Source organism: Chlamydiifrater volucris, assembly GCF_902806995.1.
Taxonomy (GTDB): domain Bacteria; phylum Chlamydiota; class Chlamydiia; order Chlamydiales; family Chlamydiaceae; genus Chlamydiifrater; species Chlamydiifrater volucris.
In genome coordinates this window covers 733,237-756,594 of record NZ_LR777654.1, presented here as the reverse complement: position 1 = coordinate 756,594, position 23,358 = coordinate 733,237, and the positions used below count along the sequence as shown (strand labels likewise).

Sequence of the window (23,358 nt, the reverse complement as noted above, 5' to 3'; positions counted from 1 at the left end):
GCTACTTACCTTTTTTGGCCTTTGGAGAAATCCCTTTAGAAGAGGAAGGAGATGATGAGTGTTCCTCCAGTGTGCCGTTGAAGAATGTTATACGGTCCTTGTCGAAAACGATCAGTTTGGAGGCACAGTCATTGATAAGACTTCTGTCATGAGAAACAAAGATAACAGTTCCTTTATAATCTTCTATAGCCCAGGAGAGTGCTGAGACAGACTCGAGGTCCAAATGGTTGTTAGCCTCATCAAGGATGAGTACATTATGATCCTCAAGCATGATTCCGGCCATTAGTAAGCGCGCGGTTTCCCCTCCCGAAAGAGCGCCAATTTTTTTAAAAGCATCGTCGCCACCGAAAAGCATTTTACCTAAAACGCTACGAATCTCTTGATCACCGATACCTGTTTTGCGATCTCGCAGCCAATCGAAGAGGGTCTCTTCTTCACAATTTTTCAGAACGTCGGAGTGGTTTTGAGGAAAGTAGGAGAAGAGTACTTGGTGCCCAATTTTTATGTTCCCTTGCGAAGGATTTTCCACTCCAGCGAGTAATTTAAGTAGGGTGGTTTTCCCCAATCCGTTGTTACCGATGATACCTACTTTGTCCCCCTGATGGACTTCAAAAGAGAGTTTGTTAAAAACTTCATTATCCCCATAACTTTTGCCTAAATCTTCTACGGAAAACACCACCTTGCCGGAAGCTTTTTCCGATAAGGGGAATCGAATATAGGGGCGTTGAATATTAGATTTTTTTAGTTCTTGGGGCTGTAGTTTCTTGATTTCCCGAATACGAGACTGCACCTGGCTTGCGCGCGATCCAGCTCCAAATTTAGCGACAAAATCTTTGAGTTGTGCAATTTTCTTCTCTTTAGATTTTATATCTGCCTTTTCCTGCTCACGGGACGCTGTCTTTGTCTCTACCATATCGTCGTAGTTGCCGGGGTAGACGATAATGGTGTCGTAGTCTATATCGGCGATGTGTGTCGTGATAGTATTGAGAAAATGCCTATCGTGACTAACAACGATAACGGTTCCTTGGTAATCGACGAGGAAATCCCCCAACCAGTTTATGGAGTGAAGGTCAAGGTGGTTGGTGGGCTCGTCGAGGAGTAAGGCTTCGGGGTTACCGAATAGTGCTTGGCACAAGAGAACTCGAAACTGTAGATCTACAGGAATGGTAGACATTTTGGCGAGGAACAACTCTTCGGGGATGCCGATGCCGGACAGCAAGGTTTCGGCTTCTGTCTCTGCTCGGTACCCATCTTCTTCAGCAATGACTTCTTCGAGCTCTGCAATCTGCATTCCAACTTCATCGGTAAATTCCTCTAAGTAGAGGGCATCGCGTTTTTGCATAGCTTGCCATAGAGCGGCGTTACCCATAATTACACAATCCAGAACAGAATACTCGCCGAACTGTTCAATATTCTGACGTAGGATACCCACCTTCTTGGGCAAAGAAACACTGCCTTTGGTAGGTTCCACCATCCCAGTAATAATTTTTAGTAGAGTAGACTTTCCCGCCCCATTAGGACCTGTGAGGCCGTAGCGATTCCCTGGGTTAAAGACGACAGACACGTCATCAAACAATACTCGGGTTCCGAGAGACTTACCGATTTTATCTAGAACAATACTCATGGTGGAGAGGATAACAAAGAAAGCGATAGATCACAAGTTTCTTTACCTTTCTGGAGGGCAAATTATTTTTTATGGAGGTTTTGGAAAAATGGAGTGACCGATGATTGCTGTGGGAGGATAAAAACTTGATGGAAGAAGAGCTTTTACGAGTGGGATGGATTAGCCGTGGGGGTGGGCTTTCTCGTGGATTTTTCTTTTCAGTTTCACGGAAACATGCGTGTAGACGGTTGTTGTTTCCAGAGAGGAATGGCCAAGGAGGAGCTGGATAGTTTTTAGGTCCATGCCATTTTCCAGCCAGTGTGTAGCTATTGTATGTCGGATGGTATGCGGGGTAATATTTCCTGAAAGTCCCGATTTTTTGAGGTAGTATTGAAAGCTTCTGTCTATAGATCGTGCGGTTAAACGTCCTCCAAAGCGATTTAGGAAAACAGCTTGGGGATGAGGGGAGGGCAGAGAGTTCCTATCGGCATGGCACAAATATTTTTTTAACCAGGAGGCGGCATTTTCTGTCATGGGGACGATGCGTTCCTTCTTGCCCTTGCCTCGAACCTTAAGGGCAGGGGTTACAAAATCTATATCCGTTTGATTAAGAGCAACGAGCTCGCTAACGCGCAATCCAGAACTGTAGAAAAGTTCTAGAATGCACCGGTCGCGAAAACCGGAATACGTGGAAAGATCAGGGGTCGACATAAGAACAACAACTTGTTCATAGTGAATAGGTTTGGGAATGTCTTTACCCAAGCCTGGCCCGCGAATCATCTGGGCGGGATTGTCGGTAATTTTTTTTGCTCGTACGCAGTAGGAAAGGAAGCTACGTATCGAGGATAGTTTCCTCCGTATAGTCCGTTTTGCTTTGTTATCATTGATAAGCGTAAGCAGGTAGCTTCTTAAGTGCTCTTTGGAAATGGTTTGCAAAGAGGGGGAAGGGGGGAGATTTTGTTTGTCGAGGGCCTCTTCGTGAAGGTAAGAGAGTAAGGAAGAGGCTTTGTAAAAGAGAGGATCAGCTTCTGATATAGGGTTTTGGAAAGAAGAGTCTTCAGTAATGGAGGAGTTGGTTGATTTCATGAGGTTGTTATTAAATAAGAACGTCATGCAGTCAGCAAGATCAATAGCGTAATTACGGAGAGTGTGTGCAGAACAACTTTTTGTTATGGAGAGGTGTCTGAGAAATTCTATGACAGAAAGAAACATGGGTTGCTGAAAGGGTTACAGATATCTTTAGCGGTGTGTGGGAAAGGTAGCCACGCGCCCTCGCGGATCATAAAAAAAATGTGAGGAGGAATCAATGAAGATTTTCTGAACGGCATTGTGGATGCGGGAGCATAACTATATTTGGGGGCTAAGAACCAGTCGTTATTTCAACGGATCCTGATTATAGAAAACGGGGGTGAAATATTTTTTTACATCGAAGAATTTTATTTCATTCGTTTTTCGGGAAAGGAAATCTTCGAAACTCTTCAGCGACATGAGTGTTAGGAAAAATTGTTCTAGCTTCTTTTTCAAAATCTTGTAAATGTGTGTATCGGGCGGAGAAATGTGTTAAAATCAGCTCTTGTACATTTGCTTTAGCTGCTATAGTAGCAGCATCTTTGGCTGTCATATGCGAATGAGAAAGAGCAAGGTGTTTATGCTCACTGAGATACGTGCTTTCGCAGAGCATAAGACGTGCATTCTGCGATAATTTTTCAATATTTTTACACGGTAATGTGTCAGCAATGACAGATACTGAAGCACCTTTTTTGATGTATCCAACCTCTGCGAAAGAGACAGGAGTTCCTTCAGAAGTTTTTATATGTCCGTGAGTTATTAATTCTTTAACTATTGGACCTTTAAGTCCTTTGGCTGCTAATTTTTCGGGGAGGAGTTTTCGGGTATCAGACTCTGTAATGCGCCATCCCAAGGTGTCTACAGGATGTTTTAACCAGGCAGCTTCGATGCAGAATTCATTATTGGACTCTACAATACCTTCTTCTCTAATAGGGTGCTCGACAACTTGGATAGTTTCGTGATAAATAGTAGAGTAACGGAGCCTATCGAAATATTTTTTTCCTGATGCAGGGTAATAGCAATGTATAGGCCAAGATACTTTATCAAGATTTAGGCGCATAAGCATAGAGCCCAAGCCCAAACAATGATCTCCATGAAAATGGCTGATAAAGATCCTTGTTACAGAAGTTGGCGAAACGTCGGCAAAAATGAACTGTCGCTGTGTGCCCTCTCCGGGATCAAACAAGAAGCCTTCGGAATTCCAACGTAGCAGGTAGGCCCCTTGGTTGCGAGCCCTTGTTGGCTGTTGCCCAGAACATCCCAAGATAATTAACTCTCGTGCACTCATAGCTTGGTGATAAAAAACTCCTGTGAGAAACGCAGAGCAGAAGAGACTCCGTTATTCTCGTGATCTTAATTCGACAAACTTTGGAAAAGACTCAAAGGGGGAGAGGATAGCATCTGGGGGGATTAAATAGAAGATCCAATAGTTGGAAAATAGAGGGGTGAGGATTTTGTTGTGTAAGGTTAGAAAGGCTTTTAGGTTTTCACGTATGTTGAGGGCTAGATTTTTGTTAGAGTGGGTTGAAGTGAGGGATTTTATGATTGCATTGTTTGAATAATTTGTTTCTATTTGTTTAGTGGTTTTTTTTTTTTTTTTTTTTTTTTTGGTATTTTTTTGTTTTTTTAAAATTGAAAAATATTTTTTTTAGTTTTCAGGATGGAAATTAGTAGTTTTGTTCCAACTAGTGGAGCGAATTTGGAGGGTTATAAGGACGCTCGGATTGTAAAGGTTTATAATAAAATATCTTGGATCGAGGTGTCCTGTTTAGCTATAGCCGTCATGGGAGCAGTTTTCTTCGCTGTGGGAGTACTCCTTGGGGAAGGATTTCTATTGGCAGTGCTCCTTGCGACCGCAGTAACAAGTATTGCCAGTTTTCTCTTCTTTAAGAGGCAAAGGGAGAAAAATGAGCTTATCACCTCATATGTGAAAAGAGAATTTTTACCTCCTTTCACGCCTCCAGAGGAAAGTATAAAGTACCAAAGATCGGGTCCCATAATAGCATCCCTTATGGACATGGATATAAAATGGCCTCATCCGTGGCATCTAGAAGATTATAGTATTTTCGCAAGTATGAATGTAAAAAAGAGTGATACTGTTAAATTTCGTAGTTTAAGAGACTTAGCGTATATCTTTCTTGGCTTTTTTTCTTGGGAAGAATTAACGGAATTTTTAGAGTTTGTTTTCAAAAGATATAGTCAGGTTGATGACCTTTCGATTGCAATGTATGATCGACTATATGCCGAATGTATAAAAAGATTTCCTAAGGTAGTTGCTGTTGAGGCAGCACACTTTGCATGGCTTAAAGAGTGTTATCCGTACCTAGGTAAAGCTTTCGATGCATTTTTTATCAACAAAGAATTTAGTTACAGAAGTGAATTTTTTTCTCGACTACACGGTCTGTTTGAGAAAGAATTTTGCATGGATAGGGTGGCTAAGATTGACACACTTGAGAAGTTCCGAGGGTGGGTTCCTGTGTGCCTTTCTAGTTTATCTCTTGGCAAAGAGTTGAACACCTCTTCTCGATGGGATATGGACTGGAAGACTTTTTGTAGAAAAGTATCTCAATTTTGCTTTTTATCGCATAAATACAGAGGTGCTTACGGTCAATGGGATAAATTTCAGCAATTCGTTGAGGAAGGTGCTGCAAAAGCCTTTTCGGAGTGTGAGGAAATAAATTTTGAATACGAAATTGTGGAGAATAACTTGTTTGAAGAGCCAGAACCTCTCTGGAATTTAGGCTCTATCTGTGAAGAAGATAGGGTGTTGGTTATGAAAATAGAGGAAGGGTTAGAGGCTTTGGATCATTGTGGCTATCTAGGGAAAGAATCTCTAGACAAAGTGAAAGCCTTTGAAAGACAAATTTTGGGTATAAAGAAGTTTTAGGACATCCTTTTCGGAGAGTTGTGGTTAAAGAAGCTCTCCAGTATTCCCAATTCCTAGCTGATATGTACATATAGTGGGTTGCGAAGGCTTGCGCACATCCTATTTGCCTTTATCCATTGTTGTTCTTTGCAGCTTAAGGAGACAAGACGGACAAGATTTATTAGGACGTGCGCAAGATGTGAAACTTTTGATTTAAGCAAACTTTTTTTCTGCCCAAGCGGATAGTTGATTCCTAGTGAAACTGTAAACGCTCAAGGCTATAGATATACTAGCAAGTCCAACAACAGCGAGGATGCCTGCCGACCAATGAATAGGAGTCATTAGCGCGGCTACCAAAGATATAAGGAAGATAATAGAGAGGGCGACGAGTACGATTTTATCGCAGGTAGTCATCGCAGAACAAGCTTTTTTGCAGTCGAGAATTTTTTCTATGCGGCTGGAAGCTATTTTGCCTCGTGCATATTCGAATAAGCTGAGAGCAGTTTCGTGAATTTTATTTAGAGAGCCTTGGAGACATGTAGGTGTAATCATAATTCATGTATGTGTTTGTTATATAAAGTTAAAAATAGAACACCGTGCGGTCTTGATAAGTGTGGATTCACAACAGAGGTATCGGCGGTCAGCAATTTTCGAGGGTTCTCTTGCGGTTAGGAGCGATCAAAGTATTTGATTTTAGCTTCAGTACCCTTTCCAGTTATCTACATCTAGCATATGGATTCTACAAAAAGCATTGAGAATCACAAGACCGTTTATTTCGATGTTTTCTTGTGAATAAGTTCACGTAGAATTTTTCCTTAAGAAATCCATTAGAGATCGATAAAGATCTTATCTACAACCGTTTGAATGTTGTCCGGGGAATTATAATTTGTCCTCTTTTTTTTCGTCTTCCTTAAAGAAAAATTACCTACTGTAAGTAAGAGTAGAGAACACTAAGTTAGTGGGACGAAAAATGTAAATAGGTGATTTTAAATTGCTTATTTTGTAAATTGCCTGCCTTTTTTCTTTCTTTGGGTTTAAGTTGGTGCTTTTGAAAGAAGTGTCTTTATCCGCATCGCTTCACAAAGAGCCTGCTTTTCAGAGGTTTGTGGAGTTTAAGGGCAGGCTGGAAGAGAAAATTCGTTCCTTGAAGGTTGTGGAAAGGGTTTTTTGCTTTCTAATTCTTGTTAGCGCCCTACTGCTGTCAGCGACGTGTCTAGGGACAGGGTCTCTTTTGGGGGTATATGTTCCTTCGGTAGCTATAGCTGCAACCTCTTTTGCTTGTCTCATCTTCTTATCTATGTGTTTCGTGGGGCTTTCTCGCTATAGGGGCGTCTTACTGAGTAATAAGAGGAAGATGGAAAAAGTTATTGAAAGGATCCGTCAATACGATCGGAAGGCTTCGGAGGTATCTCAGCAAAGAGAATCTTTTGTTAAAGATTTCCTGCAGGAGAGTGTTTCTTTAGCTGTCCATGATTTTAAAACAAAAGAGTTAACAAAGATTTTTTTGCGTAAGTCTCCAATAGGCGTAGATCCTTTGATGGATGAATGGGTGGAAACAGCTTTTGTTTCCAGTCCACACATAAAGCAAAGTGTTAGACAAGAAAGTTATAAGATACATGCCCTTAGCAAGATGCGTCGTTTGTATCCATCTCCCAGAGTTGTTCAATACGCTGGACAATTTCTAGCGCCATGGCGGGTGAAGCCTGAATTTGAGCATCGAACGAACCCTGAGCTAGCTATTACCATACGTTGTAAAAGGGAGTGGTTGTTCATTTTGTTAGGATTTTTTACTCTGAGAGAACTTGAAGAACTCGCTGCTTATTGCAAATCGTTTTCTTCTGATCTTGCCGATGCATCACAGGGTAAAGATAAAATCGCCCTTCATGACGTAAAATCAGCTATAGAAATGGTTTCACAGCGAGACAGTGCCTACAACCAATGCAATGATTTGTATGCCGCTTGCATTAAAAAGTTTCCAAAATTAGTAGCCGCAGAAGTTGCATACTTTTTCTGGTTGCAACAGAGTTTTCCCTACTTGTTTTCGGCTAAAGATTCTTTATTTTTTAAACCGTTTGCCTACTGCTCAGCGTTTTTTGATTCTTTAATGCCGTTTTCGGATGAGCGAGCCTTTTGTGAGCGCGAGAGAAAAGGATTGAAATGGTTATCGCAGTTTCAAGGGATTATTCCTGCTTGTTTATCTCTCTTTGATCATAGAGAGGTGGAAAAAGGGTCATCTTTGGATGTTGCCAAGACTTTGATGTCACAAAGCAGTCTCTTCGAAGAAGAAAGTGCAGACCATTTTTCCAGAGACCCTGTTGATTACAGATTTATGGAGGAGTGGGGATGGACGGATTTTTGTGATGCTACTATGGAGTATTGTAGTGAAACGCTTTTCCGAAGGGATCGGTTTGGTTCCCTACAGGATTTGCTTCTGTATGTACAGCGAAGAGATGAGAGCAGGAGAGATGAGAGCAGGAGAGATGAAGAAAGTGCTGAGCATATGGAATTTTCTACATCTTCTGCAGACTTTTTTGAAAGACCGGCTCCTCTATGGGCAATGAATACCCTTTGTAACAGGGATTCTGAGTTGTCCTTAAAGATTGAAGAGGGACTTCAGGAGTTGCATCGTAGTGGTTATTTAGGAGCATTTTCTGTGGAAGAAATGCGAGCGTTTGCAAGGGAGATTTTGGGGTTAGATAGATCTGAATGAGAGGACAATGTGTTGAAAAATATCTCTAGTGATGGGGGGACAGATGTGGGAGTTGGAAAATGGAGTCTTCGCTGACAACTGATTTTCAAGGTAGTGCTTCTTTTCAGTCTGTAGAAAATTGTGGACTTATTCAGAGAGATGTTTTTGTTAAAGTATCTTCTTTTGCAAAAGCTGTTTTCCTAGGGTCAGCTATTTGTTTGATGATTTCTGCGTTGTCATTGGTATTTGAAATAGTTTTTCCAAGTATTGCGGGAGTATACGTGGCTATTACAGCAGCCCTGTTATCCTTGGTAGGAGTAGCAGTACTTATTGCTGGGTTCAGGGTAATGCTAGGGCATATGTTGAAAATTTTATCATCTTCAGAAGAAGCCATCGAACATGAAGTGAGTATGATTAAATCTCAAGTATTAGAAGTTATCGATGCTAAGAAAGAGCTGTGTGATGGATCTTTAGTGAAATTTCCCGAACTAGATTTGGATATTTTAAGGCCTCTTGTTGTTGCTCAGAATAAGGAGATGAGAGACTCTAAGGCAGAATTGTTTTCCGAAAAGACACAAGCGTTACTCCAAGAACTAGTTGGTGTTTCAATAGATGCTAAAGGAGTAGATCTTTTCATGGACGGTTGCACACAAGTTCTTAAACGCGGAAAATTTTTAAAAGATAAAAGTGTCATAGATGCTCTTACTGATGAGGAAAAATTACGACTTAGCTTCCCCTGTTTTGCCTCTCTGCATTTGAAAGAATTAGAAATGGACTTTTCCAAATGTCAGGAAGAATCTTTGAGTGATAGTGACACAGAACTTTTTAATGGTTCGAAGTGTTGTGGAGAGTGGAAGAAAAAATTATGTCAGGAAGAGAGATCTTTAGAATCATGCTCGATAAGGGATTTTTGCAAAATTTTTTCTCTTAGATTTTCCAAGGAATTATTTTTTTTGATGCTTGGAAGTTTTTCTTCTTCGGAGATCAAAGAGATTGCAGACAGTGTTTCACAAAAGCTTTCTGGTAAGCAGTCTTACCTAACGATATACGCGGATTTAATAAAAAAATATCCTCGCTTAGTCGCGGTAGAAGCGATGTTCTTGAACTGGTTGCGAGTGGTGTATCCTTACACGATATCCTCTCAACATTTTGATTACTATCAGAGGTATTTTTGTGATTCTTTGGCAAGGAACAAAGAATTTTTTAAAGAGCAATCTTCGTGGTCGTTCCTGGAGAATTTTTCTGGTGTTCTTCCCGCGACCATGGCGCTTTTTCGAAAGAGTAAAGGAGAGGAACTTTGTTCTCAGGGATGGTCATGGTCATTTTTCTGTCAGAAAGCTATGGAATATTCTAGAAGGGCAGCGCTAGTACCGGGATTTGCTGGTAACTTGAACAAGTTTCACGAGTATGTGAAGAGTGGAGATGCTGTGTTTGGTAAAACAAGCTCTCTTGCTTTAAAGTATGTTCGTAGTGGGCATAGATTTGATAAAAATCCCTTTCCCCTATGGAATATGCGTCCTTTGTATCAAAAGGATCCTGTACTAGAAGCTAAGCTTCGTGAAGGGCTATGTTTTTTGAAAGAAGTGGAATTCTCTGGAGGCGAGTTATTCTCTTTAATTCACTTAGAGATCACTGCTCTTGGACTCGATGAGAGTACTAATTCTTCTTCCCGGGATTAAAATTTTACGTGTTTTTTTAAAGAATCTCCTGAGGAGAAAACGATTTTTTTCGGAAATTCGTTCTATAAAACAAACCGTTTCCTTATCCTCTCTGCCTGTTTTTTTCTTTTTGCTCAACAACAAGGTGTAGGGATATGTCTGTTAGTGAGTGCGTAGAGTCAGCGTCTTCGGCTGGCATCAGCAAGGGAAAGAGTCTTTTCGAACCTATAGAAAAAATAAAATCCAAGATTCGGTCTGTTAACATAATTCGAGCGCTTTTTCTTATTTGTATTGTTTTTAGTGGGGTTATACTTTCATTGCCCGTAGCTTTCGGAATAGTAGGGTCTTTATCAGCAAAAAGCATCGTCTGGGCTTTGTTGGGAAATTCTCTAACATTGACGTGGGGTATAGTGATCCTTGCTTCGGCACTGATTATATTTCTAACTTCTATAGGGGGTCTTGTAGCTTCAAGCAAATTTGCGTGGAGGCTTTATTTAAAAAAAGAGGTTTTAGAAGACAGGTATAGAATTTTGGAAGTCAAGAAGCCCGTGGAGTTGTCCTCTGAGGAAAAACTCCGAATAGAAGCAGATTTTCTTGCAAGCCCACACATAAAAGAATCCGTAAAGAAGATGGAGTTAGATATCTTGCTAAAGAGAGCCTGTTTAAGGCCTTCTGAAGCAGCTAAACTGATTTCCCGAGTATACATATTGTGGCCTTCGCAGCCAAAGATAGAATCTACCTACAGGAAGTGTCCTGATGTAGGAGCTTCGCATAGGTGTAGGAGGGAATTGCGTTTTGTTTTTTCTGGCTTCTTTACCCGGAAAGAAATGTTGGGTCTTGGAGATTTATTACGCAAGGAACTTGCTAAAGGAGATATTTTTGACCCGAAATTCTGTAATTCGGTCTATGCCGAGTGTGTAAAATCTTTTCCAGCTTTAGTGGCTGTAGAAGCAGCATACTTTGTTTGGCTTCGCGGTGCATTTTCCTATTTAGGTAGAGCGAAAGAAGCAATTTTTTGGAACAAGAATTACCGAAGAGAGTTCCTGACAGAGTTAAAGTTTTTCTCTGACAAGATGGATTTTCGTATTCTCGATTGGTTTGATAGATTTTCCGGACTTATACCGGCGTGCATGGCAGTTTTTAGTCCAAATTATTTGTCTCATGATGAAAAAAACCTCAGTTCTACGGGAGTTCTAGTATGCCCCAGCACAGTCAACTGGGACTGGAATTACTACTGTAAAAAAGTGATGGAATATTCTAATCAAACACTTTTTCTTGATAGAGAGGTTGGTCAGGCTGCATCTTTATTGGAGTATGCGGAACATGGATTGTACAGCGAAATCTTTAGGAAACAGGTTATTACGTTTGATTATACAAGAACTCCTGTAAACTTTTTTGATTCTCCAACAGAGCTGTGGGAAATGGGTGAATTGTGTGACAAGGACCCGAAATTATCTTCCAGTATCGATGAAGGGCTAGAGAAACTTCGTCATTGTGGATACTTGGGTGATCAGTTAATTGTTGAAGTTCAGGAGTTCGAGAAGATAATTTTAGGAATGCAGAAAAAAAGATCTTCCGAGGAATTCTCGGATCTGGAAACTTCCTCAGAAGCTCCTTCCGAGAAAGCTCCTTCCGAGAAAGCTCCTTCCGAGAAAGCTCCTTCCGAGAAAGCTCCTTCCGAGAAAGCTCCTTCCGAGAAAGCTCCTTCCGAGAAAGCTCCTTCCGAGAAAGCTCCTTCCGAGAAAGCTCCTTCCGAGAAAGCTCCTTCCGAGAAAGCTCCTTCCGAGAAAGCTCCTTCCGAGAAAGCTCCTTCCATAGAAGATAGAGAGTCTCCGACCACAGAGTCTTTGTTTGAAGAAGAGTTAGAGAAAGGTGCTTTGGAGCAGTCATTACTTGCGGAGGAACTTCAGTTTTCAAGACCTCTAGCGGCAGGTACGCCTATTTTTAAAGCTACTTTCGGAAAGGTTGGTGATCTTAGTGAGGAGGGAGGTGCTGGTGTCGACCTGGAGACACTGAGTGGTTTGGAGCAATTGGTAGAGTTTTCAGAGGAAGGAATTTTTTCAACGACTGATGTTATTCAAAAACAATCCCTGTTAGGGGAAGTCCAATCATTGACTAAGTCTCTGAAAGATGATGGGGATCTCCTGAAAGCAGAAGAATCACTGTTTGGTCCAGATGATGAAATGGAACCTGTTCCGGAGAAATGCATTGAGAGGCCGGAGTTATTGGAGAAGGAAGAGGTTTCTCCTTCTAGTAAAACGTTAGAAAGTACTCGGGAGGAGGTTGCTCATGATGAGGAGTCTTCTGGGTCACAATTTCTTAGAGAAGGTAGGAGGGATGTCGTTGAAGAAGAATTGGGACCTGAGGACGAAATGTCGGTATTGACTGGGGGTACTTGGATAGTAAGTACTGCACTGTCAGAAACATCTGAGGGAGTCGTAGAGGGAGAGAGAGAGATTGTTGAAAAGGAGTTAAGTCCTGAGGACGAAATGTCGGTATTGACTGGGGGTACCTGGGTAGTGAGAGCTGCTTCTTCGGAAGTGTCTGAGGGAGCTGAGGAAGGTCCTGAAGTCATTGCTACGCAAGAGGGGAGTACTGGCTTTCAATTATCTTCCGCGGGAGGAAGTCCTACAGCACCACATCATCCAGAGTTAACTCCGGAGTTGGTAAGAAAAATAGAGTGGTTTTTCAGCAAAAGTGACGAAGGATTGACGGGTGGAGGAGAAAAAGAAAGTGCTACTGTTGCTATGGAAGCGACGCATTCTCCAGCACCTAAGGGGGAGGCTTTGTCGCCTATCGATGAAGAATTAGAGTTAGAATTTAGTATGGAGAGTCCATCTCTTACCGAAGGGATGGTGGAGGCCTTGGACAGGATTCTTGGTAAAAGCGAAATTGTTACTTCTTCTTCTCTTGTAACCAGTCCAGGGAAAGTTTCTACAGAAGCTTCTGAAAAAGGTCTTATATCTCCGAAGGCTCCGGGGTATGTTTTCGTAAAGGATCTTAAAATGAAAGAAGCTTCTCCTTGGCAGGTTCCTGGGAGGGTTGTTTCATGTGATCCTTCCCTAGACGATGATCCTCAATCTCGTGAGCCTCCCAGGCCTGTGTTTACAAAATCTTCCAAAAAAGAAAGAAAATTTTCGATTTTGACTTCAAGTGATTTAAGGGGCAAACCTGAAGGGGTGAGATCTCACACTACTACGGAAGATTCCGAACAGAAAAAGACTCCTTTGAAAACTTCAGAGGGTAAGAAGGATAAGCCTGGTGTAACATCAAAAGCGCCCAGGAAGTCTTCGGAAGCATCAAAAATTCCTGCTCCAATAAAAAGCAGCTCTACTAGGAGAAAGCTAATTTTGACGCCATCATCTTCTAGAAGGCGGATTGCTCTAACTCGCAAAGGAAGTGGTTTTGGACATCCCAGTAAGGCTCCCTCTTTAGAAAAGGTGTTAGAAAGGTCGGGCGAGGGATCTTCTGAAGAAACTATCAAGGAGGTTCTCTCTTCTGCGGGCGAAGTTGTTGAAAAGTCGCAGGCATCTACAGAGGAGGGTTTCAAAAAGTTGGATGTAGCGATGGGGGTTTTGGCGTCTCTTTTTGATGATCCAAGAGTGTTGTCGGGAGAAGGAATAGAAATCGCTGCGACTTCTACAGGAGGTGTAGAAGCTAAGGAAGGGACTTCAGCAGTTGATTCAGAAAAGTCTTCGTCTAAAGATAGTAGTAAAGAAGAGCCTTCAGCGAGTGAGACAGATGGAAAAGGTAGCTAGAGGATTTGTGTCTATTAAGAAATTTTTCATGATTAAGAACGAGGGTGTGATTTTTTGTCCGGCTGTGTGTGGAAAAGTTAAGGTTTAGCGAAATCTCTCGGGTCCTGTAAGTGACTAGGGAGTATTCGTTGGGGGTGTTTTTTTGCAGTTAAGTTTTGGAGGAGTCTTGGGGTCTATTAGCGAGTATAGTGGGTTCAGTGTTATCTTCTCTAGTGGTGATGGAAGGAGTATTTATGCGTTTAAAGAGAAGTTAAATCATAAGTTGGCCGTTGTTAATTTGATGGAGATGTTTTTCTTCACTTGCATGGTTGTTAGTGGGGTGTTGGTATTAGCTTTTTTAGGGTGTGGGGTTGTCAATGCGGTTGTGTTTGGATCGGGGGTGCTTCTTTTAGGGGGATTTTCTTTTGAGACTTTCCTTTGTTGCGGTGTGGCATTATTTATCTTAACAGTGTCCGCTTTGGGGTGTCACTTCTCTAGTGTATGTAAAAAAGGGCTCTTGTTGCAAAGAGAAATGGTGGAGGATCGATTGCGAGGAGAGTTTGCAGAATCCATAGTTTCTGAGGCGTCAGAGAGGATGGATATAAGGGCAGAGAAGCTGATGGGAGAAGGTTTGGAAGAAGCTTTTTTTTCTTGTGATTATGTGAAGAAGGACGTGAAAAAACGCGCTTTAGAGTCTGAGGATAAGAGATTTCTTTTACATCCTCTTCTTATATCTAAAACCATTGCTAAGCAAAAATTTCGCTGGCCTCTCCTTTTCAATGTTGAGGGTTTGTTTAGGGACGACATTTGGTTTGGGGTTTCGTATCGTTGTAAAACGGTGTTACCGTTAGTTTTTCTTGGCTTTTTTCGATATTTTGAAGTGGAAGACGTCGTCTGTATGTATGATAAGGAGATTGAAAGACTAGGGGAGGATAGTTTTGAATTTTACGAGCTATTATTTGCCAAGTGCATAAGGAAATATCCTCAGATAGTAGCTGCGGAAGCAGCATATTTTTCTTGGTTAAGGAACAGCTATCCGCATGTCTTCTTAGATCAATCAGCGCCTTTTAGAACTGCGTTGTCTTACAAGAGATTATTCTTTACTAGCTTAAAAGATTTTGTTGAAGAAGTGTCTACTTTTCGTAAACGAGATGCAGTATTGCTCCTAGCAAAGTTGTCGGGGTGGGCGCCTGTATCCTTGGCTTCTTTGGATAGTGAAGGTTTTAAAGAAGGCATAGAAGAACAATTTGTAAGTTGGGACACATTTTGCCGCAGAGTTTCGGAATTTTGTTATCGATCTATCTCGTATGATAATGTTTATGGAGATTGGGATTTTTTCTTAGATTTTGTAGATAGGGGTTATAGTAGTAGTTTTTTGTTGGGAAAAGAAGCGGTTCTAAAATTTGAAGAAGCCGAAACAGATTTTTTCGATGCTCCCCAGATGATTTGGAATATGAAGAAGTTTTGTGAAAGAGATAAGGAGCTTAGGGCCAAGATAGAAGAGGGGTTAGGGATGCTTTCTGATTGTGGGTATCTTGGAGGAATACCTATTGAAGAATTGCAAGTTTTTGAGAGATTTATTTTAGGATTGTAGTCAGGAAAAGCGTGGTGTTTAAATCTCTTGTTTTTCTCACAGCTGGTCTAGGAGTTTTTCTTTTGGATTATGTAAATTTTTATTTTTAAGAAAAAATAATTTCTGCTTCTTCATATGGGATAATTTCCATTTTTTCTTTTTTTTGTTAGCCTCAGTTGTTTTTTAAAGTAGGCGTTATTAATGAAACTAGGAAATTGTTTAGGTAAAGGGCAGATATTTCAAGGCGCAGAGGACTTTTGTGGTACAGAATCAGGAGATCGAAAGGTCGTTATCACGTCTCGTTTAGGAGATGTATTGTTTGCAGTTGTTGTAATCTCTGGTTTAGTTCTGGTGTGCAATTTTGTTCTTTTAGGGGCTATCAATGTCATTTCTTTAGGTGGCGCTTTTGGGATGTTGCTTTTAGACGTCCTCTCCATGCTGACATGGAGTATTTCTGTGGCTTTTCTATTGGTTTCTGGTGCGTGTTTTTATTTTAGTCGTAAGAAATTTTCTTTTCTTTCGGAAATTAAGTCTCCAGAAGATTTTGGAAGTAGGAGTAGAGGCATCCAGCAGGTTTACTCTAGAGCAAGGTTTGTATCTCAAATGGAAGTAGCTACGCAGACAGGGGAGGATGCTCTTAAGAGGGTTTGTGAGGCAGATTTTGATGTATCTACGGAGCAGAAAAATTCTTGTAAAGAGAAACTTTCTGTGGAGGTTGTGGAAGCTATGGAAGAATTAGTGAAAAGTGAGACGTTGCTAGAAAGTGATCTAGCGGAGAAGGCCTCCTCATTGAAAGAACCTTTAGAGAGTATGCCTACTCTCAAAGAAGGAAGTTGTGAAATAGTTTCTGCCATGACAGGGTTTTTCCAGAGCTTACAATTCAACAACTAAATTTCAGGATGGTCATTGCGGGGACAGTGGCGAAAAATCTTTCGTCAAAGAGGAAGTTAAAAAACTCCTATTATCGCTCTAGAAAGGAGGTGTGGGACCTTAAGCTTCTGGGAAGGATTGTTGTTTTTTTACTTTTTGTTTCTAGTTTTCATCAAAATAGAAGTAGATAGTTTTTCATTTTTTTTTTTTTTTTTTTTGGTTAAACTTGCAGCTGTTTTTTGTTTGATAGGTGAATTATTTTAAATGTCGGTCAGTAAGTATAAGAGTGAAGATTACGGATTAACGGGAAAAGGTAACGAAAAAAGTTTTCAGGATATCGCAAAAGAATTGGATCATAAAGCAATAGTAGCTTCTCGAGCGCAGAAAGTATTTTTTATATCTATTGTCATTTGTAGTCTTATTTTACTGTCTAGCTTAGTGCTTCTAGGATTGATGAATGTCGTTCCTTTAAGTGCTATGGGCCTCCCTTTTTTGGAAATGGTCCCTCTATTAGCTGTGGCGGGTGTTTCTTCCATTTTTTTGCTTGCTTTTGCTTTATGTTCTTGTTGCGTTTCTAAAAGAAAGATGGTGCAAGAGTTTTCTGAAAAGTACGAAGTGCTTTCAGAGATTTCTTTACAATCATCAGAAAGTGAAGATGAAGTTGATGCTCGCGTAGAAGTTTATCAGCAAGACGAAGATATAGAAAACTTGGCTGTGGAAATTCAAGAAGAAGTTGTGGAGCCTGTAGTAGCTTTTGCGGAACTTGAGGTAGGCGAGGTTGTGGAGCCTGTTGTTATGGAGGGCGCTGCCGATACAGAAGAAGTCGAGGTGTTGGAAAATGCTAGTGAAGACCTTGAGGTGGGAGAGACTTTTGAACTGCCAGAAGTACCGGAAGAAGTAGAGGAACTCCAAGAAGTAGATCCTGTGATTGAAGGGGTGGAGGAAGAAGAAATTTCTGTACAAGTAGTTATGGACATTCTTCAGGAGGTTGTAGAGGCGGCTCTTGAAGAGTCGGAAGTACTGAAAACTTCTTTATCGAGTGAGGAGATCAAGAATCAGAAAGGAGCTGCTGGGACAAGTTTAGCTGGGAAGCAGGGTGAAGCCTCTGATAAAGAATCTCCAGAGTTTCTTTTGCAACAGCAGGTGCTAGCCAAAAGTGTGTTAGAGGCATTATTGGAGGCTATAGATACTGTTAGAGAACGTATGTCTCAGATAGCTGGAGACAGTTCGAGAGCTTTGGGGGGTCTTCTTTTGAACGAAGAGGTAGAGGACGAGCAGATATCCGAAGAGTTAAAAGTTTTTCTCAAAACCCTGGAAGAAACCGATGAAATAGAAAAGAAAATGGATGTCATGACTTCTCTAAAGGTAGAGCTCGACAATGTAAGAGCAGCCCTCAGAGTAGCTATGTATACTGTTGGTCGTAGAGCCGCACGAATTTTAGTATCTCGATTTGCTGTCCGAACTATTTTTCTAGAGGATTCTAAATCAGAAGTTTCTAGAGAGGAAATGACTTCTGTGCCTGCTCCTAAAACAGTGGTCGAAGCATTGAAAGATGCTGCAAAATCCGTAAAGGGTAAGTTTTTTAGAGTATTAGAAGAAAACCTTTCTTGGGGAATTCCTCTTTCGGAGGAACTAGAGATAGACGAAGAACGTGTGTCGGTTTCTGAGGATGATCAACAGGCTGCTTCAGAATCTTTAGTTGATACTAGCACTTCAGAATCAGCTATGATGGAAGATGAGATTCTGCAGAGAAGTGTCTTGGAGGCTTTGAGAGAAGCTATGGGTGCTGTTGGTCACAGAGTTGCAACGATATTAGAAGCTAGATTTAGTCGTAGAAGAGCTGTTGTTAGAGCATTAGAAGCGCCAAGACTAAGTGAGGGGGAGAGAGAAGAGTGGTCTGTGGTATCAGAGATTTATGAGGTATGTAAAACGGCCCAGTACAAGTTGGTCAGCTTGTTTGAAGAGTTAGATACGGCATGTCCAGCTTCAGTAGCAAGGATGGCCTCGGGGAACGAGTCTCTCTGGAGTGATTTTTCTTGGTTATCCGACGTTCATCTAGAATCGGAAGGGAAATCTAAACGTTCCATCTTTCGAATTCAACTTCGCTGTAAAAGGGAGCTAATTCGTGTCTTGACAGGTTTTCTTTCTATAAGGGAGTTAGAAGAAATAGCTGCGCTCTATAAGGAAGAGCAAACAGCTGCTTTGTCTTCTTTTGGTAGTTCCAGGTCTTATAACACTTTATACGCGAAATGCATCAAAAAGAATTGTAAGTTAGTAGCCGCTGAGGCGGCATACTTCTCTTGGATTAAGCATAGTTTTCCTTACTTGGCTAAAGATAAAGACCCAATGTTTAGACTACGGTATTATTATTACTCAACCTTGTTTTCTGAGATTTGTTTCTTTGTTCGCCAAATAAAAAATAACAAGGAGGAAGCCGAGCTATTAGAAAAACTATCTGGTTGGCAGATAGCTAGTATGTCCAAACTAGATCTACACATACGTAGTTTAAATCTTATCGCGAAGTACAGAGAGCAATTGTCGGACTGGGACTTCTTCTGTAAGAAGATGTCAGAGTACTGTGCACATACGGTATTTCGGAAGGACGCCTTTGGGAGTTTGGCCGGGTTTTTGAATTACGTACAAAAGGGGGAAGATAGTGATGTCTTCAAAGAAGAGGAATTTGAGTTTTCCCGTGATGATGTATCGGAAAGCTTTTTTGATGCCCCAGAACCTTTATGGGATTTGAGTCCTCTATGTGAGGAGGATCCAGAGCTTCTAGGCAGGATAGAAGAAGGATTAGCTCTTTTAGGTAACTATGGTTATCTCGGAGAGCAGACTATAGAAGAATTGCAGGAGTTCGAGCGTATTATATTGGGTTTAAAGAAGTCACGGTAATTTTTGGAAATACAGATTTTTAGGTAGATTTTTATTAAGTTTTTGATTTTAAGATTATTGCACTTTAAGGATTGGGGTTATTTTTTATGACTATTAGTAAATGCTCGGGGGAACTGGTTAATCTGTTTAAGACAGAAGCAAAAATTCATGAAAACTTGGAGAGGAGCTTAGAGATTTCTGCCCGAATGAAAGCATTATTTGCCAAAGCAATTCTTGGTTTGGGCATAGCCCTTCTGTCTACCCTAGTTCTTACAGGTTTATTAGGGGTCACCTCCGTGGCAGCTATTGTCAAGGCACCTTTGTTGGTTGTTGCTGGTACTTTGTTGGTAGGATTTTTATTGTCAGGCATAGGGCTTATCCTCGTCGGTAAAAAGGAAAGGATTTTTCTAGAAGAAAAGAGAATGGAATTACAGACCAAAGCTAAGATGGAGCAAACAAAGAAACAGTCTGTATCAAGTGAGGCAGCGTCCGAGTCGGAAGCAGGGGAAGACTTAGAAACTCGAGGTCAAGAAGAAGTGGATGGTCCCTTTGGCCCTAAATGGCCAGTTTCTGCAGAAGAAAAAGCTGTGAAGGTTGTTAAAGTCGAAGAACCGGAAGGAGGAGCATCAACAGAGGAAGAATCAGATCCTATAGAAGGATCTCCTGTTGCTGGTGCATCTGAAGAAGGTTTTGAAGGCGAGGAGGTGAAAGGAGGAGCAGGCGCTGAAGAAAAATCTTCAACTGAAACAGAACTAGGAACTACATCTACACAGACTCGGGAAGAGAGTGAAGTTGAGAAGGGAGCAGGTTCTGAGGAAGAACCTCCCGCGAGTCCTATTAAAGAGGTTGCGGAAGACTTAAAGGCTCTTGCGTTGAAGTTGTCTGAGGAGGAAGAGCGTTGTAGTGAAGTCGAGGAAGAAAGTTTTGAGAGTGCGAAGTCTGAACCAGTGTTGGCAGAAGGGATTAAAGAGGAGGTTTCTAGAGCGGTAAAAGAAGCTGCAGAAGCTCTAAAAGGTTTAGCCTTGGAAACAACGAAAGTTTTGACGGGAGGTTTTGAAGGTGTAAATCCTCTTGGTGGAGTGCCTTTGACAGAAGACATCGAATTGGAGATTGAATCTGGAGGAATGAAATTGGAGAGATCACCTAAAGTAGAAGGGACCGGAACGAATTCTGAAAACGATTTAGGCGAGGAAGAATTAGCTTCTTAGAGTTTCTTTTATTAAGAACTTAGCTAAATTTTTGAAAAGGATCCACCTTTGTAGCGTGGATTCTCTTTTTTTTGTTGAAAATTTTTAGGGAGATTAAAACTTTCAATGTAACCAAGAGCATAGGTTCACTCATAGAACGAAGAATTCTTCTGGTTCTTCAGAATAGTTGTTTTTAGAAATTCTTTCGAGCTCTGATGTATTGCTAACTTCTAATTACCTTATAAAGGTTAACTATAGTATGAAGGTCTTCTTTGGGTAGACTAGAGATTATATGTTTCAGAAGGACACAGAATCACGTGTGTACAGTTAGGAAAGTTTTCTGAAGTAAGATCTACTTGTACTTTTGATTAAAAAAATTTTTTGTTAAAATTGCCTGCTTTTTTATTCAATGGTGGGGTTAGTTTCATGACTGTTAGCAAATGTCTAACAGACCTGGCCGGTCTGTTTAGAACAGGAGCGAATATCCAAGAAGTTTTAGACGAAAAAATTGAAATTGCAACTCGAATGAAGGAGTTGTTTTCTGGGGTTATCGTTTGTTTAGGCGCATCTCTTTTGCTTACTGCATTTTGTTTAGGTTTGTTAAGTGTGGTCTCAAGTTCATCTATCTTAATATTACCTTTATTGGCAGTTTCTAGCGTTCTGCTAATAGGATGTCTGTTATCAGGGGTGGGGTTGGCTCTTATCAATAGGAAAGGGAGAGCTCTCTTAGAGGAAAGCAGAGCTAGATTACAGATTAAGGTCGAGATGGAACAAGCTAGAAGGGTATCTGTGTCGAGTGAGGTTATCTCTGAATCGGAGGAAGAATCGGAAGCTGGGAAAGATTTAGAAACTCGGGGTCAAGAAGAAGTGGATGGTCCTTTTGGCCCTAAACGGCCAGTTTCTGAAGAAGGGGTCGCAGAGGTTGACAAACTTAAAGGGGAGTCGGCAACTTTTGAGTCGGGTATTGTGAAGGAATCTCCAATTGAAGAACTTTTTGAAGAAGATAAAGTTAAGAAAGAGTTGGCTTTTGAAGCGAATTCTCCTGGGGGTTCTGTTGAGGAAGGTGCAAGCGGTTCGAAAGTTTTTACGTTTAGATTGTCCGAGCGAGGTAGTGAAGATGAAGATGATCTAGAAGACTCGTTGGTGGGACGCTTAGAGGAAGGAATAAGTTCTATGAAGAGGTTGTTCTCTGACACTATAAAGCTTTTGAAAGGAGACTTCATTGGTTTTTATTCTGGTAGCAGCATACCTCATCTTGGTTCGAAAAATGCAAGATGGGATAGAGATTATGAAGGAGAGGCTTCATCTGCCGGGGGGACTGTCTCCGTGGAAGAAAGGGAAGAAGAGGCTGCAGGTAGTAGTTCGAAAGTAGGAGATGAATTGAAGTATGAGGATTTTGATTTTTAGGGTTTAGGGTAAATTTTTAGAGGAGATTTCTCAATCATCGAGGAAAGTCTATGTTGATATGTGGGTTTTCTTCGCTTTTTTTCTGAACATCTTCAGTCATGAAAGTTCTCAGTTGCCAGAGAATGGTTTTTCACCTACGGCGAGTGGCGCATTGAAAAATGGTATTAGGGAAAAGTAGCTGTTTTTTAGCTTTTTGTTTTTCCAGGAGATAGAGGAATTTCAGTTGATCGAGTCTCTGGTATTCGGTGATATGTTTTTCAATTGATTGTCGTATTTGTTTAATAGAAATGTTATAGTTTCTATTTTTTTTTTTTTTTTTTTTTTTTTTTTTTGTTAGAATTTTCTTCAGTTTTGTTTTTTTTTTTTTTGAATAGATGTTCCTAGATGGTGAGGGACTGTTCTTAAGCGTATTTTAAAGGACTTGCGAGCAATTTGTCAGGCCAGATTATGGGGAATGAAGGTATAGTTTTTAACATTCGCAATAATTCAGAAATTTCATTGCGGGAGGCATCAAAAGCGATAGGATACAAGATCGCACTGCTAGAAATAATTAAAGCAGTTTGTGTCTTTTTCTTACTTATAAGCTCCTTATTGGCTGGCTCTATGTTGATTTTTGGAGTTGTTAACACACTTTCAGGTATCACTCTTGAGATTTCATTCTTGCTTACGGTAGGTGTTTTCGGATCATTAATATCTATTTTATTTAAACTCTCGAACTCTCTGGCGAGGCACGTAAAAGGTTTGACAGAAAAAGGGGTCGAACTACAGAGGTCTTGGCGTCTATACGTCAAAGAAGATGTTTTATCGCAGTTGACATCCCCTGATGAGGCTTTAAAATTTCAGTGTCCGCGTCAAGCGATTCAGCACATTATAGAGTCAACGATGCCCAATTATTGGAATTACGGCATAGGAGTTCATCCAGAAAGTAGTTACGGACTGAAGGATGGGGAGTTTTTGCGTGCTAAAAGGGAGTATCCTTTTGTTTTGCTGGGGTTTTTTTCTCTGAAAGAGCTTAAGGAGTTAGAAGCGTTTTGTAAGGTAGAAATGTCTTTAAACAAGGGAGGAGACTCAAGATTTTATAACGCTTTGTATGCCAAGTGCATCAAAAAATATCCCAAGATAGTAGCTGCAGAAGCAGCCTATTTATCATGGATGCAAGATGCTTTTCCTTATCAGTCTAACGCGTCTTATGGGATATTTTTAGATGCTTGGAGATACCGGTCAGCCTTATTTGCTCGAATAAGTTCTTTTATTAAGTATCTTCCAAGCGGTAAAAATGAAAAATCTTTACTATTTTTCGAAAGCCTTTCAGGACTGGGAGCTGTATGTTTATCCAATTTTTTACTTAAGCCAGAAGACCTAGAGAGTATTTCCTCATGCAAGAACGATTTTTTGGATGACTGGAGTTTATTTTGTAGGAAAACTTCTGAATATTGTTCGAAAACTATTTTTTATCGACATGTATATGGGGACTTGAAGTATTTCATGGAGTTCTTGGAAAAAGGAGGAGATAGTAGCTTCTTCAAGGAGCGGGCAGATTCTTTTTGTTACAAAAAAGAGAGCAAAAACTTTTTCAAATCTCCTGGCTCTCTTTGGGATATGGGCTCTCTTTGTGCTAATGATCCAGAGCTTATGACAAAAATTGAAGAGGGTTTGTCTTATCTAGACAATTGTGGTTATTTAGGTAGCCAGTCTACGGAGGAGATTAAACATTTTGAAAGGGTTGTTTTAGGAACAGAAAGATCTAAGTAAAACTTCAAAAAAAGCTTATTCCTAGCATCTTGGTTATTAGAAGTGTTTCGTCTTCATAGACTTAGGTTGTTGAT

At 40.7% G+C, this 23,358-nt stretch carries 14 protein-coding genes; 10 read left to right on the top strand and 4 right to left on the bottom strand.

All coding sequences use genetic code 11. The features are described from left to right. Position 1: 1 nt before the first annotated feature. From KJA62_RS03135 to KJA62_RS03125, 3 genes are all read right to left on the bottom strand, one after another. On the bottom strand, positions 2–1,624 hold the full coding sequence (locus tag KJA62_RS03135) for an ABC-F family ATP-binding cassette domain-containing protein (RefSeq protein WP_213318572.1): 1,623 nt from the start codon (positions 1,622–1,624) through the stop codon (positions 2–4). Positions 1,625–1,783: 159 nt separating this feature from the next. Then, complete coding sequence (locus KJA62_RS03130) at positions 1,784–2,815, bottom strand: tyrosine recombinase XerC (protein WP_213318571.1); 1,032 nt, start codon at positions 2,813–2,815, stop codon at positions 1,784–1,786. A 229-nt stretch (positions 2,816–3,044) separates the two neighbouring features. Further along, positions 3,045–3,959: a ribonuclease Z gene (locus KJA62_RS03125; protein ID WP_213318570.1), complete on the bottom strand. Its 915-nt coding sequence runs from the start codon at positions 3,957–3,959 to the stop codon at positions 3,045–3,047. Positions 3,960–4,331: 372 nt separating this feature from the next. Between KJA62_RS03125 and KJA62_RS03120 the strand changes: the two genes are divergently transcribed. Further along, positions 4,332–5,558, top strand: a complete 1,227-nt coding sequence (locus KJA62_RS03120; protein ID WP_213318569.1) for a DUF4229 domain-containing protein — start codon at positions 4,332–4,334, stop codon at positions 5,556–5,558. A gap of 192 nt (positions 5,559–5,750) precedes the next feature. On the opposite strand, the gene KJA62_RS03115 is transcribed toward KJA62_RS03120, so the two are convergent. Beyond that, positions 5,751–6,089, bottom strand: a complete 339-nt coding sequence (locus tag KJA62_RS03115) for a hypothetical protein (protein WP_213318568.1) — start codon at positions 6,087–6,089, stop codon at positions 5,751–5,753. Between the two features lie 496 nt (positions 6,090–6,585). Between KJA62_RS03115 and KJA62_RS03110 the strand changes: the two genes are divergently transcribed. The 9 genes from KJA62_RS03110 (at position 6,586) to KJA62_RS03070 (ending at position 23,284) form a co-directional block, all read left to right on the top strand. Beyond that, on the top strand, positions 6,586–8,247 hold the full coding sequence (locus KJA62_RS03110; RefSeq protein ID WP_213318567.1) for a hypothetical protein: 1,662 nt from the start codon (positions 6,586–6,588) through the stop codon (positions 8,245–8,247). 59 nt (positions 8,248–8,306) lie between these two features. Then, a complete protein-coding gene (locus KJA62_RS03105) occupies positions 8,307–9,905 on the top strand; it encodes a hypothetical protein (RefSeq protein ID WP_213318566.1) in 1,599 nt (532 codons plus the stop codon). A 134-nt stretch (positions 9,906–10,039) separates the two neighbouring features. Further along, a complete protein-coding gene (locus tag KJA62_RS05195; RefSeq protein WP_246481890.1) occupies positions 10,040–13,642 on the top strand; it encodes a cell envelope integrity protein TolA in 3,603 nt (1,200 codons plus the stop codon). 142 nt (positions 13,643–13,784) lie between these two features. Next, complete coding sequence (locus KJA62_RS03095; protein ID WP_213318565.1) at positions 13,785–15,215, top strand: hypothetical protein; 1,431 nt, start codon at positions 13,785–13,787, stop codon at positions 15,213–15,215. 180 nt (positions 15,216–15,395) lie between these two features. Continuing rightward, complete coding sequence (locus tag KJA62_RS03090; protein ID WP_213318564.1) at positions 15,396–16,085, top strand: hypothetical protein; 690 nt, start codon at positions 15,396–15,398, stop codon at positions 16,083–16,085. Between the two features lie 243 nt (positions 16,086–16,328). After that, positions 16,329–18,959, top strand: coding sequence for a hypothetical protein (locus KJA62_RS03085; RefSeq protein ID WP_213318563.1), 2,631 nt, complete (start codon positions 16,329–16,331; stop codon positions 18,957–18,959). 86 nt (positions 18,960–19,045) lie between these two features. After that, entirely contained in the window at positions 19,046–20,146 is a 1,101-nt protein-coding gene (locus KJA62_RS03080) for a hypothetical protein (RefSeq protein WP_213318562.1), read from the top strand. Between the two features lie 405 nt (positions 20,147–20,551). Further along, a complete protein-coding gene (locus KJA62_RS03075; protein ID WP_213318561.1) occupies positions 20,552–21,532 on the top strand; it encodes a hypothetical protein in 981 nt (326 codons plus the stop codon). Between the two features lie 447 nt (positions 21,533–21,979). Continuing rightward, positions 21,980–23,284 carry a hypothetical protein gene (locus tag KJA62_RS03070; RefSeq protein ID WP_213318560.1) on the top strand — a complete coding sequence of 435 codons (1,305 nt, stop codon included), beginning with the start codon at positions 21,980–21,982 and terminating at the stop codon, positions 23,282–23,284. Positions 23,285–23,358 lie beyond the last annotated feature (74 nt).

Coding starts and splice junctions, on each gene's coding strand:
- KJA62_RS03135 (WP_213318572.1), bottom strand. CDS start 1,624: ATGAGTATTGTTCTAGATAAAATCGGTAAGTCTCTCGGAACCCGAGTA.
- KJA62_RS03130 (WP_213318571.1), bottom strand. CDS start 2,815: ATGTTTCTTTCTGTCATAGAATTTCTCAGACACCTCTCCATAACAAAA.
- KJA62_RS03125 (WP_213318570.1), bottom strand. CDS start 3,959: ATGAGTGCACGAGAGTTAATTATCTTGGGATGTTCTGGGCAACAGCCA.
- KJA62_RS03120 (WP_213318569.1), top strand. CDS start 4,332: ATGGAAATTAGTAGTTTTGTTCCAACTAGTGGAGCGAATTTGGAGGGT.
- KJA62_RS03115 (WP_213318568.1), bottom strand. CDS start 6,089: ATGATTACACCTACATGTCTCCAAGGCTCTCTAAATAAAATTCACGAA.
- KJA62_RS03105 (WP_213318566.1), top strand. CDS start 8,307: ATGGAGTCTTCGCTGACAACTGATTTTCAAGGTAGTGCTTCTTTTCAG.
- KJA62_RS05195 (WP_246481890.1), top strand. CDS start 10,040: ATGTCTGTTAGTGAGTGCGTAGAGTCAGCGTCTTCGGCTGGCATCAGC.
- KJA62_RS03090 (WP_213318564.1), top strand. CDS start 15,396: ATGAAACTAGGAAATTGTTTAGGTAAAGGGCAGATATTTCAAGGCGCA.
- KJA62_RS03085 (WP_213318563.1), top strand. CDS start 16,329: ATGTCGGTCAGTAAGTATAAGAGTGAAGATTACGGATTAACGGGAAAA.
- KJA62_RS03080 (WP_213318562.1), top strand. CDS start 19,046: ATGACTATTAGTAAATGCTCGGGGGAACTGGTTAATCTGTTTAAGACA.
- KJA62_RS03075 (WP_213318561.1), top strand. CDS start 20,552: ATGACTGTTAGCAAATGTCTAACAGACCTGGCCGGTCTGTTTAGAACA.
- KJA62_RS03070 (WP_213318560.1), top strand. CDS start 21,980: ATGGGGAATGAAGGTATAGTTTTTAACATTCGCAATAATTCAGAAATT.